Annotated in this window: 13 protein-coding genes; 1 reads left to right on the plus strand and 12 read right to left on the minus strand. The window is 37.8% G+C overall.

Annotation, left to right across the window (positions count from 1 at the left end; translation table 11 throughout):
• Positions 1-17: 17 nt before the first annotated feature.
• Positions 18-1,010 carry a tryptophan--tRNA ligase gene (trpS, locus tag V7659_RS08250; protein ID WP_335539346.1) on the plus strand — a complete coding sequence of 331 codons (993 nt, stop codon included), beginning with the start codon at positions 18-20 and terminating at the stop codon, positions 1,008-1,010.
• A gap of 307 nt (positions 1,011-1,317) precedes the next feature.
• Here trpS and V7659_RS08255 read toward each other — a convergent pair whose 3' ends face one another.
• The 12 genes from V7659_RS08255 to V7659_RS08310 all read right to left on the minus strand — a co-directional run.
• The gene (locus tag V7659_RS08255) at positions 1,318-2,064 is read right to left on the minus strand and encodes a YjbA family protein (protein ID WP_335539334.1); all 747 of its coding nucleotides are present in this window, start codon (positions 2,062-2,064) and stop codon (positions 1,318-1,320) included.
• 170 nt (positions 2,065-2,234) lie between these two features.
• Positions 2,235-3,146 carry an oligopeptide ABC transporter permease gene (gene opp4C, locus V7659_RS08260; RefSeq protein ID WP_335539335.1) on the minus strand — a complete coding sequence of 304 codons (912 nt, stop codon included), beginning with the start codon at positions 3,144-3,146 and terminating at the stop codon, positions 2,235-2,237.
• A gap of 12 nt (positions 3,147-3,158) precedes the next feature.
• Positions 3,159-4,124, minus strand: coding sequence for an oligopeptide ABC transporter permease (gene opp4B, locus V7659_RS08265; protein WP_144553639.1), 966 nt, complete (start codon positions 4,122-4,124; stop codon positions 3,159-3,161).
• 131 nt (positions 4,125-4,255) lie between these two features.
• Positions 4,256-5,971, minus strand: coding sequence for an oligopeptide ABC transporter substrate-binding protein (opp4A, locus tag V7659_RS08270; RefSeq protein WP_335539336.1), 1,716 nt, complete (start codon positions 5,969-5,971; stop codon positions 4,256-4,258).
• Between the two features lie 73 nt (positions 5,972-6,044).
• Complete coding sequence (locus tag V7659_RS08275; protein ID WP_335539337.1) at positions 6,045-7,055, minus strand: ABC transporter ATP-binding protein; 1,011 nt, start codon at positions 7,053-7,055, stop codon at positions 6,045-6,047.
• Positions 7,052-8,077 (minus strand): ABC transporter ATP-binding protein, encoded by a 1,026-nt coding sequence (locus V7659_RS08280; RefSeq protein WP_335539338.1) that lies wholly within the window; start codon positions 8,075-8,077, stop codon positions 7,052-7,054. Before V7659_RS08280 ends, V7659_RS08275 begins: the two co-directional genes overlap by 4 nt.
• A gap of 140 nt (positions 8,078-8,217) precedes the next feature.
• Positions 8,218-9,018: a DUF2268 domain-containing protein gene (locus V7659_RS08285; RefSeq protein WP_335539339.1), complete on the minus strand. Its 801-nt coding sequence runs from the start codon at positions 9,016-9,018 to the stop codon at positions 8,218-8,220.
• 117 nt (positions 9,019-9,135) lie between these two features.
• Positions 9,136-10,374, minus strand: a complete 1,239-nt coding sequence (gene fabF, locus V7659_RS08290; RefSeq protein ID WP_144553628.1) for a beta-ketoacyl-ACP synthase II — start codon at positions 10,372-10,374, stop codon at positions 9,136-9,138.
• A gap of 45 nt (positions 10,375-10,419) precedes the next feature.
• Positions 10,420-11,352, minus strand: coding sequence for a beta-ketoacyl-ACP synthase III (locus V7659_RS08295; protein WP_335539341.1), 933 nt, complete (start codon positions 11,350-11,352; stop codon positions 10,420-10,422).
• A gap of 163 nt (positions 11,353-11,515) precedes the next feature.
• A complete protein-coding gene (locus V7659_RS08300) occupies positions 11,516-11,704 on the minus strand; it encodes a ComZ family protein (protein ID WP_335539347.1) in 189 nt (62 codons plus the stop codon).
• A gap of 99 nt (positions 11,705-11,803) precedes the next feature.
• Positions 11,804-12,643 carry a hypothetical protein gene (locus V7659_RS08305; RefSeq protein ID WP_335539342.1) on the minus strand — a complete coding sequence of 280 codons (840 nt, stop codon included), beginning with the start codon at positions 12,641-12,643 and terminating at the stop codon, positions 11,804-11,806.
• A gap of 79 nt (positions 12,644-12,722) precedes the next feature.
• Positions 12,723-13,491: hypothetical protein (locus V7659_RS08310; protein ID WP_335539344.1), on the minus strand; the 769-nt coding region annotated here is incomplete at its 5' end.

Genomic DNA, 13,491 nt, shown 5'->3' on the forward strand with positions numbered 1-13,491 from the left:
ATTTTTAGGAGGAAGTTATTATGAAAACGATTTTTTCTGGTATTCAGCCAAGCGGAACGATCACACTTGGTAATTATATTGGAGCGTTGAAACAGTTTGTAGAAATGCAGAACGAATACAATTGCTTTTTTTGTATCGTGGACCAGCATGCCATTACCGTTCCACAGGATCCGGGAATACTTCGGAAAAATATCCGAAGTTTAGCAGCGTTATATTTAGCAGTTGGAATTGATCCAAACAAAGCTACATTGTTTGTTCAGTCAGAGGTTCCTGCTCATGCTCAAGCAGGATGGTTGATGCAATGTGTAGCCTATATCGGTGAATTAGAAAGAATGACTCAATTCAAAGATAAATCTACGGGTAAAGAGGCAGTACAGGCCAGTTTATTAACCTATCCTCCTCTAATGGCCGCCGATATTCTTCTATATAATACGGATTTAGTACCTGTTGGAGAAGATCAGAAGCAGCATATGGAATTAACACGTGACTTAGCAGAAAGATTTAATAAAAAATACAGCGACATTTTAACCATTCCTGAAATAAGTATTCCTAAGGTCGGTGCTAGAATTATGTCTCTGCAAGAACCAACGAAAAAAATGAGCAAATCAGATCCAAACCAAAAAGCTAATATCACACCTTTAGATGATCCAAAGCAAATGGTGAAAAAAATTAAGAGTGCTGTGACAGATTCCGAAGGGATTGTTAAATTCGATAAAGAAAACAAACCTGGCATATCAAACTTATTATCTATTTACTCTATCTTGGGTGGAAAATCTATTTCTGAAATTGAAGGAATGTACGAAGGGAAAGGCTACGGTGATTTTAAAAGTGACCTAGCGGATGTCGTTGTCAATTTCTTTACACCAATACAAGAAAGATACTATGAATTACTTGATTCACCTGAACTTGACCGTATATTGGATGAGGGTGCAGAAAAAGCAAATTTTGTGGCTAATAAGACTTTGAAGAAAATGGAAAATGCTATGGGGTTAGGTCGTAAAAGAAGATAGCAATAAGAAAAGCGCAAGCGCCCTGTTCAGCGGCGTATGGCCTCTTCGAAAGAGCTAACGCTCTTTCTTCGTGCGATGCTTATGCTGCCGAAGCCTTCCTTGTGGAGCGCTCCAACTGAGATAAAGGAAACACGAAGAGCCGGAGGCGATTCGATGTTGACTTATCGTAGGGCGGAGAGCGAAGGACACTAGCCGCTAGGGCGCTGGAGCTAGACAGTAATCTAAGTTCAAAAACTTATACTTTCTTATAAATTAAAAAAAGCCTGAGCCCAAAAGATATGTTGTGTATATCTTTTGGGGCAGGCTTTTAATTTACTTTTGGACCGTGTTCCATTTCCCAAAGTTTTTCAAAAAACGGCTGTCCTTTTATTAGATTTTCACAGAATGTTTCATGTCTCTTCGACCATCCATACTTTGTTTCCTCAAATAACTGTTCCCATGCTGCTTCAAAATTTAAAGCTTGAATCGTTGAGTAATTCTCCGGACACCATTCAGTGTACCAATACCTTACTTCTGCTTCATTACTCGATGAGAGTAATTGGTCAAGTGCCATAAATAATAGTTGTTTTAATTGACGTTCTTTTCTTGTTAAACCTCTCATCAATTCCGGCTCAGGTGAGAGAATGTGATAGTCCTTTAACTTTGGCTGCTCATAAAAGTGGTATTTATTAGCCTCATGTTGACTTATCATCTCGTAAACTAACTGCTCTTGTCTTGGAATTAACCGGCTTTTACGGATCGGAATATTATAGCCTATAGTATCTATGGCTAATATTCCAATTCCATCTGTGACTACAAAGCAATAGTCAAGTTGCACTCTTTCATGATTCTTCCTCAAATAAGCTTTTTGAAAGATATCATCCAAGAGCTGTTGAGGTAATTCTGACAAATCATTTTCAATGTAATTAAACAAAATCGGTTCAACTTTCATCAATGGCACCTGGTCTAATAACTCCACACCATCATCCTTACGCCATTCATGGAAGTGGCATACATTGTAACCGTTTTCTTCCCCTTCAAACCAATTTACCCATACATCATGAAGATACAACATTGTACAACCCCTCACTTCAAGAAACTGTTTGTAAATCAGTATGGGCAGACCTTAGTTAAATTATTCCTTTATATATATTTTGCTCCAATTACATTTATGAACTTCAATTAACAATGACCAATGACCTTTAACTCGCCAACAAAAAAATCCACCATTTGAATGGCAGATTTTCAACGTTTTGATTTTGGATTAAAAGCATCCTTTAGACCTTCTCCGATGAAGTTAATTGATAAGATGGTTACTGTAATGATTAATGCTGGCGGGACCCAAATCCAAAGTTTGAATTGGAGAACATCCGGCTCATTTGCTGAATTCAACATATTTCCCCAGCTGGGAATTTCTTGCGGTACCCCAAAGCCAAGAAAACTTAAACCAGTTTCAGCAACAATCATAGTTGCAAATGTAATCGTCGCTTGAACAATAATGGTAGATAGAATGTTTGGCAGCAGATGCTTCGCAATAACTTTTGCTGGTGAACAACCAATAGAAATGGCTGCTGTAATGTATTCATTTTCTTTTTCGGCAAGGATCTTACTGCGGACAATTCGGGCAATCCCCCCCCAGCTTAGCAAGCTAATTGTCCCAATTAAGACCCATAAACCGTTAACTTTTCCAAATAGAATGGCATTAAGAACAATGACAAATACAAGGAATGGAAAGTTTAAGATAAAATCAGTAAATCTCATTAATAAGCTATCAACGGCTCCGCCGAAATACCCTGAGATCGAGCCGATTAATGTTCCCAGTAGAATAACAAATAATGTACAACTGATTCCTACTAATAACGAAATACGTCCGCCATAGAGTAATCTTGTAAATACATCCCGGCCGGATTTATCTGTTCCAAGCCAATGTTCACCGCTTGGTTCTAACGACATTTGTCCAATGTTGATTCTCGTAATATCTGCCGTAGTGATATAGGGTGCGAGGATAGAAACAATTGTAACAATTAGTAAAAAGAAAAGACTAATCATCGCCAATTTATTTTTCACAAATTTCTTTCGAGCTATTGCAAAAGGAGATAAACTTTTTTTCGGGGGTGTTACTAAAATCTTTTTCTCATTTTGCGTTGCTATCTGCATTTTTTCTCCCCCTTAATCTAGCCTAATTCTCGGATCTACAACACCATATAAGACATCAGCAATTAAATTGCCGATTAGTGTTAAGAAGGAGAATAACATTGTCAACGTCAATAATACTGGATAATCCCTTGTCCCTACTGATTGTAGGAATAGTTGTCCCAAACCAGGATAGGTAAAAATTGTCTCAGTAATAATCGCACCGCTAATTATGGCGACAATATCAAAGCCTAAAAAGGTTATAAGTGGAATAATTGAGTTTCTTAAAATATGAACATTATAAATCTTTCGTTCCGGCGTGCCCTTTGCACGTGCTGTGCGGACATAGTCCTTGCGGCTATTCTCTATAATATCGTTACGTAAAAATTGGGTATAACTAGCTGTACTTAATAATCCAAGTACGACTGCAGGCAGAAAGACATGATGTAAACGGCTTAACCACCATTCAATGGTTCCATCGGTAACACTAATATCGACTGAACCATTTGATGGAAACCAGCCTAGTGTAAAAGAAAAGAAGAATATGGCGAATACCCCAGCAATAAAGGATGGAATGGCCAATCCTATGTAGTTTAATCCTCCAATTAGATTATCTGTTAAGGTATATGGCTTTCGTCCTGCATAGGAACCCATTATAAATGCGAGAATATAAGTTATTAAAATTGATGAAAAACCTAAAAGTATCGTATTAGGAAGACGCTCACCAATAACCTCGGATACCTCTATTTTGAAACGTGTTGATTTTCCAAAATCCCCCTCAACGAATCCACTAATCCAACGGAAATACTGCTGAGGCAGTGGGTCATTATAACCCAATTTCTCACGCATTTCTGCGATATACTCTGGATTTGTATTTCTAGGATCTATTTCTCCACTTAGTGAATCGCCCGGCATCAATTTTGCCAATGTAAATACTACAATGGAGGTAAGGAGTAACATTGGAATCATTCCCAATATTCTTCGAAATGCATATTTCAGCATGTGCATTCTCCTTGTCTAATAAGCTTTGGTACACACGAGCTGTGTAAATCCAATACCAGCGTATTTAAATGGGAGAAGTAATCCTTCTCCCATTTGAAGTTTAAGATTGAGTTAGTATTTTTTTTACGAATCTATTGCTTAATCCACCATTCGTTTGGACGGTTCATTCCAGATACGTCAAATTTAACATCCTGCACTCGCTTGCTGACTGCCATTGTTTCTTCTAGTTCAGCAATTGGTAAAGCTGGTAAATCTTGCATGAATAGTTTTTGCCACTCTACATAAAGATCCTTGCGCTTTTCGTTATCTGTTCCTACAACACTGATATCAAGTGCTTGATCTAACAATTTATCACTGTCAGCATTTACCCAGCGTGGATAGTTCCAAACTGCTTTTGATCCCCAAAGTGGAGTCGGATCTGGGTCTGAACCAGTTGACCAGCCGCCAAAGAATACTTCCATTGATTTATCAGCTTTATCAAGCATTTCATAATATAGGTTTACATCGGTCATTGTTAATTTCGTTTTCAAGCCGACTGCTTCCCAATATTGAGTCATTGCCTTGGCGCGCGATTCAAATGTAGGGTTATCAGTTGCATAGTGGCTGAAATTAACAACAAATTTCTTCCCATTTGGATCTTCACGGAATCCATCGCCATCAACATCTTTGTATCCAGCTTCATCTAATAATGCTTTAGCTTTTTCCGGATCATATTTGTATTGCTCTAAATCTTCATTTGGGGCTGCAATCCAATGGTTTGTTGGAATTGGACGGTTTACCGGCTTACCTACACCAAAGAAGAACGCCTTAACCCATTCTTCACGATTGATAGCATAATACATTGCTTCACGAAGCTTTTTCTCTTGGTATTTAGGTTCGTTCATGATATTTTTCTCGCCATCCCAAGTACCTAATCTGAAACCAACATAGTAGTAGCTTACGCCTGGATAGGTTACAGCATTTACATTATCAAGTGCTTTGACTTGATCAATAATACTAGGATGGAAGGAAGTCATATCGAGTGTTCCGTTTTTAAGCTCTCCTACAGAAAGAGATGGATCGATAACTTTTATAACAACTTTTTCTATATGAGGTTTGCCGCCAAAGTAATCATCAAAGCGTTCCAATTCTACGGATTCACCTGGGATCACTTTCGTTACTTTAAATGGTCCTAAACCAACAGGTTTGGTCCGAACTTGTTCAGATGCCATCATATCTTTTACTGCAAGTCCTTTAAATTCCGTACGGTTCATCGGGTATGTCCAAAGATTATCCAAGTTGTTTACACGTGCTTTATCAAAAGTAATTTGGATGTGGTAATCATCCACTATTTTGATACCAGCGATTTCTTTCGCTTTTCCATCATGATAATCTTGTGCACCCACTATGTTTCTTACGTTATCAAAACGTGGACCATCATAATCCTTGTCAGCGATAACTTTCAATGCGAATTCCCAGTCTTTTACTGATAATTCATCGCCATTGTGCCACTTTACACCTTGTTTGATTTCGAAATCAAAAACTTTATTGTCTGCTGTTTTCCATGAGGCAATATGAGGCTGTGCCTTTAAATTTTCATCATAATCAATTAGGTTTTCATCAAAGAAATCAATGACATACTGATCAGTTGCATTACCATAAAAAGAATAGTTAAATTTACCCTCTGGTGCAGAATCAAGTGCATAAATTAGTGTCCCGCCATCTTGTGGCTTTCCAGCAGTTTCGCCAGTCTTACCATCATCTTCGTTTTTGCTTGTCCCTGTTTTTTCTCCGCCGCTGCAGGCCGCTAAAAATGCAGATAGAACCAGCATCAATGCGGCTAGCATAAGCATACTTCTCTTCTTCATTTTTTTCCCCCCTATTGTTTTTATTTTTCCTTTCGTTACTGTCTAGTGAAAGCGTTCATGTGCTTTCGCTTTTTTAGTAAAGGTGGCAAGCTACTCGATGAGAGGGCTTCACCTCCTTTAATACCGGTTTACTTTTTGAACATTGCTCCATTGCCATGGGGCAGCGCGGATGGAATGAGCATCCCATTGGAGGATTAATTGGGCTTGGCACATCACCTTTTAAGATAATCCGCTCTTTTTTCACCCTGGGATCAGGAGATGGAATTGCTGAAATTAATGCTTGTGTATATGGATGGAGAGGCTCAGTATATAAATCTTCTTTATCCGCAACCTCTACCATATTACCTAGATACATAACACCAATTCGGTCACTCATATGTTTAACAACACTTAAATCATGTGCTATAAAAAGAAAAGTAAGGTTAAATTCTTCCTGCAAATCTTTTAACAAATTTAAAACCTGAGATTGGACTGAGACGTCGAGTGCTGAAACAGGTTCGTCGGCAATAATTAATTTCGGCTTTAATGCTAACGCTCTAGCAATTCCGATTCTTTGACGCTGGCCCCCAGAAAATTCATGTGCATACTTGTAATAGGCATCTGGCGGTAACCCTACTTTATTTAACAAATCCATGACTTCCTGTTTTAATTCATCCTTACTTTTTTTAGAAAAGTTATAAATAGGCTCAGCGATAATGTCCCCAACCATTTGCATCGGATTTAAAGAAGCATAAGGGTCCTGAAACACCATTTGCATATCCTTTCGAATCTCGCGAAGTGATTTGCCTGATACTTTGGTAATGTCTTTACCATTAAAGAGAATTTGGCCCTCTGTTGGTTTTAATAGTCGAAGGATTGTTCTGCCTGCAGTTGATTTACCACATCCAGATTCACCAACTAGCCCAAGGGTTTCCCCTTTTTTAATCTCAAAAGAGATATTATCCACTGCTTTTACATTTCCAATTGTGCGTTTTAAAAATCCGCCTTTAACAGGGTAATAGGTTTTAAGATTTTTAATCTCTAATAGATTTTCTGATTGCATGGGAGAATGGTCACCCTGTTTATGTACTGAAACGGTCTTCATGATCTCACCCCTTCAATTGGTTTACTTGTTTCATAGAGTAAACATGCAACTTCGTGGCCATGTTCTACATCTTCAAGTAAAGGGGTGATTGTCGTGCATTCAGGCATTGCTTTTGGACATCGATTCGCAAAACGGCAGCCCACTTTTGGCATATTAATAAGCGAGGGCACGATACCTTTAATCGAACTTAACCTTTCTTCTTGTCCATCCATTTTCGGGATGGCCCCCAATAGTAGACTAGTATATGGATGTTTTGGATTATGGAAAAGTGTATCAACATCCGTACGTTCAACAATCCTTCCGGCATACATCACCATAACTTCATCACACATTTCAGCAATCACGCCTAAATCATGTGTTATTAAAATTATAGACATGTCATTTACTGCCTGAATTTCCTTAAGAAGTTCTAATATCTGAGCTTGAACAGTAACATCCAGAGCAGTCGTTGGTTCATCAGCAATTAATAATTTAGGCTGACAAGCAATAGCAATAGCGATCATTACTCTTTGTCTCATCCCGCCGGATAGTTGATGTGGATACTCATCAACCAGTTTTTCAGGTCGTGAGATTCCGACACTTTTTAATAGGGCAATTGATCTTAGCCTGGCTTCTTGCTTCGAAATTTTTAAATGATTAAAAAGGACTTCTTGTAGTTGATAGCCTATTGTAAAAACTGGATTTAATGAAGTCATCGGCTCTTGGAAAATCATCGAGACGTCTTTCCCACGAATTTTATTGATTTGAGATTCGGACATTTTCTCAAGATTTATTCCATCAAAAATAACCTCACCTGTTTTTATTTTTCCGCTTCCCTTTGGCAAAAGCTTCATAATGGAGAGACTCATAACGGATTTGCCACAACCAGACTCTCCAACAATTCCAACAATTTTCCCTGGCTTAATATTAAATGATACATTATCTACTGCATTATAATCAGTTCCGTCAATATCAAATGCCGTCTCTAAGTTTTTCACCTCGAGCAATGGTGCCTCTTTGTGCAACGATTTTTTTGTGCTCATAGTACACCTTCTAACTTTTTAAATTATTCTGTTTATTCAAACTATTTACTTGAAATTTTATTACGAAATTGTTACAATTGCAAGAATTATTTGAATCCCCTATACCATATGTCATTTGATTTTTTAAAAAAAGCCTAGTTTTATTGGCTTTTTTCGATGTAATTCTTATAGTTTTCTAGGTATTTTATAGCAGGAATGGCAAAAGATAGTTTCGTAGAATAATGATTGGTTTTGTAAAAATGTTCAACAATATCATATCCAACTGCGTAACCAAGAAGTCTTGGCAGTCTCCCCTCTCCGTAAAGTAATTCATCGTGTCCTCTTTCATTTTTCTTCGTACCTAGTTGTTTTTTTATATATTTATCCCAAAATTTTAGTAATTCTTTTTTATTATACATACGGCACCATGGGGCTAAATATTCCGAGCCACAATTTTTTAAAACAGCATATTCAGCAAGACCTTCTATAATTATCGAATCAAGCAAGGTATAGTCTTCCATTCTTTTATTCAACTTTCTTAACCGGCAGACATGATGATATTCATGGACCATTAGTGCCTCTATTTCTTTCGGATCCTCAAAATGCGAGAGAAATAGAAACATTTTATCAGGAAACGAGACACCAGCTTTACTTTTAACTTCTCTAAGAAAGAACCCGCCTGCTTGTGCTACGGGAAAAAGAAATACTGGTACGTCAGGACCATTCCATTTCTCTTTATAGTGATGAAAGAGTTGTTCCACTTGAGTCCAAGCCTTTTGTTCTTTCATTCGGTCAATAATTATCAGAGCGGATCTGGAGGGCCGGTACATACCAAAATTCAATAATTGATTATATATTTCCTTTGGCGTTTGCTTTATAAAATATGGCTCTAGTTTCTCACACAACTTTACAGGTCTGTCAAACTCCTCTTCTATCCAATAATCTGTTCGAATGATCCCCATCCTTACACCCCATTTACCTAGCCTCTCTGAACAGTTTATGAAGATTATCGAAAGAGGTTCATAGGTAAAATGGTTAAAAAAACGACCAGACATATATGTCTAGTCGTTCGTAGGTGTTTATTCGTATTTTTTAAATACAATCGTAGCGTTGTGTCCGCCAAATCCTAATGAATTACTCATGGCTGCTTTAATTTCCTTTTGTCGTGCTTTATTTGGTACATAATCTAAATCACATTCTGGATCTGGTGTTTCATAGTTAATGGTAGGTGGAAGTATGCTGTCTCTTATCGCTAGTACCGTAAAGATCGCTTCTACACCACCTGCAGCACCAAGAAGATGCCCAGTCATAGATTTCGTTGAACTAATTGCTAAGTTATAGGCGTGCTCACCAAATACCTCTTTCATTGCAAGGGTTTCAAACTTGTCATTATATTCTGTACTAGTCCCATGGGCGTTAACATAATCAATTTCATCCGGCTTTAAACCGCCATCATTAATGGCCATTTTCATAGCACGGGCGCCGCCTTCACCACCTGGTGCCGGTGCTGTAATATGGTAGGCATCACCAGTTGCCCCATAGCCGACAATTTCAGCATAGATTTTGGCACCACGCGCTAAGGCATGTTCAAGTTCTTCCAAGACAATAATCCCTGCACCTTCGCCAATTACAAATCCATCACGATTTTTATCAAATGGTCTGCTAGCTGTTTTTGGGTCTGGATTGGTGGACAAAGCAGTATTCGCACAGAACCCTGCGACTGACATTTTTGTAATCGGTGCTTCTGCTCCACCTGTAACCATTGCATCTGCGTCACCGCGTTGAATGACTTTAAAGGCATCACCAATCGAATTTGTTCCTGTTGCACAGGCGGTTACCGTACATGAATTGAATCCTCTCGCACCTAATGTAATGGAAACTTGTCCTGTTGCCATATCTGGAATTAACATTGGAACAAAAAATGGACTAACACGCTTATATCCTCTATTTTGAAATATTTCAAATTGCTGTTCAAAGGTTTCCATTCCGCCAATTCCAGAACCAATCCATACTCCCACACGATGGGAGTTTTCTTCGTTAATTGTTAAATTGGCATCTTTCACTGCCATTATTGCCGAGGCAACCGCAAATTGTGTAAAACGGTCCATTTTGCGTGCATCTTTTCTATCCATAAATGCTTCAGGATTAAAATCAGTTGATTCTGCAGCAACTTTTGCCGGATATTCATCTGCATTAACTCTCGTCAGCGGCCCAATCCCAGATTTCCCTTCTAATATATTTTTCCAAGTAGTTTCGGCATCATTTCCTAGCGGCGTTACTGCACCTATGCCTGTTACTACAACCCTGCGCTTTTCCATATTATCTATCTCCTTCATTTCTTATCTTTTTGCTCATTCTGTTCTTTATCTTCCCCATTTGATCGCAATTGCACCCCAAGTTAGGCCTCCACCGAAACCTACCATGACAATAATGTCATCATCCTTAATTCTTCCCTCTTCCAAATCTTCTACAATTGAAATCGGAATCGACGCTGCAGAAGTGTTACCATATTTATTAATGGTTTTTGACATTTTTTCAACTGGTAATTCTAATCTTTGTCTTGACGCTTCCATAATACGAATATTTGCCTGATGAGGAATCAAGAAATCGACATCATCTTTTGATAAACCTGCTTTTTCGAGAACATTAATACAGCTTTCCCCCATTTGCCTAACAGCAAATTTGAAAACTTCTCTACCGTTCATAATAATATATTCATCCTGGTACAGATGCTTAGAACCTGTCCCATCAGCCCCAAGTTCGAAGGAAAGAATTCCTCTGTCTTCTGAAACAGGTCCGATAATTGTCGCTCCAGCACCGTCCCCAAATAAAACTGCTGTATTTCGATCAGACCAGTCTGTAATTTTCGAAAGTTTTTCCACTCCAACGACTAGGACATATTTATAAACTTCGGTTTCAACGAATTGTTTACCCGTCACAATACCGTACATAAAACCAGCACAAGCAGCACTGACATCCATTGCTGCTGCCTTCTTTGCTCCCAGCCTTTCTTGAATTCTGCATGCAACCGAAGGAAAAGGAGTGTCAGGGGTAACCGTAGCTACCAAAATTAAATCAATCTCTTCGGCAGTAATCCCTGCATCTTGAATCGCCTTTTGGGCCGCTTCAAATGCCATGTCCGAAGTCTCAACATCATCGGCTGCGATTCTCCTCTCTTCGATTCCTGTCATTGTCCGAATCCATTCATCAGATGTATCCATAATTTTTTCTAAATCCTTATTGGTGACAATTTTCTCTGGTAAATATCTACCGATACCTACAATCCCTGCTCTCATACGGTCCATCTCCTTTATTTATGACAAGATTCTATATCCTATTGTTTAATATCAATTATTATGACTTGGTACTAATTTTATCAAATAAAGTCTATTTTAAGCAACTGTTTAGGGCAAATATTGAAAAAGAAATAAGCTCCCGCATCCGAGAGCTTATTTCTTTTTACATTTCTTTACGTCCTTCAGATAACCCGAGTTCGTATGCCTCTTGCATAACCTTTGTAAAAAGGTTCATAAACGGCTGGATTAAATCCATTGATAATTCAACGCCAGCCTTGTCCAATTGTTCTTTAGCTTCGGGTAAGTACTTCATCGCGATCTGCATAAATTCTAAAGATTTATCCTGACTTATCATATTATCTTTTATCTCCTTCTAACTGTCATTAGCGAAATGAATCCTTTCTTTCATCATCCCTATTTCCAACATATTCTATACAAAAATCAGGACACTTTACAACTGATTTGCATACAATCGTTGGACATGATCCTTTTGTTCCTGAATAGATGTTTTTAATGGAGTTCCTTTTTTTATGGAGACTTTTACAATGTCAGAATTCAAATCCAATGATTCAAAACCATTGTTAACCCGATGATTTTCAGTGATATTTAGATAGTCGGCACATCTCAACCATTGATTCTGCTTGCCACTTTCAAGAACATAACTGCCTGCCTTTCCTGTTTCCATTATATCTAAGATCGCCTCTAGCGCATCATTAATAAAAAGAACATCATTGGACCATTCCCGTTCATCAGTAGTAATCTTTATTTCTTGATATTTTGAAATTAATACTTTCTGAAATAAAAAAGTAGACGTTTGCCATGGGCCATAAACTGCGGGTAAGTAAATAAACTGCGTATTCTTTCCTGTTTCTTTTATTAAATCTAGAAATCCCTCTATTTCCTTGCCCCTAAATGTACTCGCCAGCATTTGTACGGGGAGAATTAGAACATTATTGACATGATTCTTATTAACATCCAGATATTGAATCATCTGCTTAGTTACATTTTTATCCTGTAAAAATTGTTCTTTTTTACTCATATAAAGATCATATATTGAAATGATCAGACTAGTATTAGGTGTGGGTTTTACTGGTTCACTCTCCCACTCGGATAATGATTGTTCAATCAAGTTTGCATTTCGGCCCACTTCAAGCCTTTTTTCTTCTATAAATGCCATATGATCCGTCTCTTCTAGATGAATACCTTCTACTTCTATCCCTTTATTTAACAAACTCTTGCAAATATGAAAATTCACAAAGTCAAACATACCAAAAAGAATTGCCTTGTCCATATATTTTTCCTCCCCACACTAACCTTAATGAATCCTATGCGCATCGTTAAGGAATTATTTCTTGCGGGGAGGATGAAGTTTATAAGACCGATTCATGGCTGTTGAAGAAATTTATCATAATGATCGCTAGTTGTTGTTTTTTTTCTGGAAGAATAAATGTTGGATTTATTTCTGATACACTAATTAATTGTGGATACAATTTAGACTGGTTATAAGACTTTGCCCCAGACAAGACATGAATTATTTTAACTGGACAGTCAAATGGTTGTTTAATGGTTTCTTCCTTGCTAAGAATAGTATTTTCAAGTACCTTCTGCTCCATTTGATGCGCCAATGATAATTCCCTCAGTAACTTTTTATAAAAAAATTTATGTTCCTTTTCTTGTTCAAGATGATGTTTTAGGGATAGAATCGGATTAAGTAAAATGATCGACCTAATCCTGTGCTTCATTTTTTCCATTAATTTCAAAGCAACCAATGCCCCCATACCTTCTGCCAAAACATGAATTTTGTTATTAAGAATCTCGTTTCGGATTACATGCTGATACAACCTCTCTGCAAGTTCAACAGCATTCTCGCTCCCCCAGTTTCGCCCATAAAGATTCGAGGAAAAAATGGTGTACCCTTTTTCTTTTAGCTGTTTGATAATTGCCAGCTTACCTTCATTTTGTGTCCAAAAGCATTTACAGTCATCGACAAAATGCCTTTCATCTCCAAGTATTAAGATCCCAAATCCTGTAGGCTTCTCTGGGTAATGAATAATATTCCATTGGGTATCCATCTGAAAATTGCGATTCTCCATCGATAAATCTCCTTTTCCATATTTCCTCACAATATTGTATGCCGCC

The organism is Neobacillus drentensis, assembly GCF_036966985.1.
GTDB lineage: Bacteria > Bacillota > Bacilli > Bacillales > Cytobacillaceae > Neobacillus > Neobacillus drentensis_E.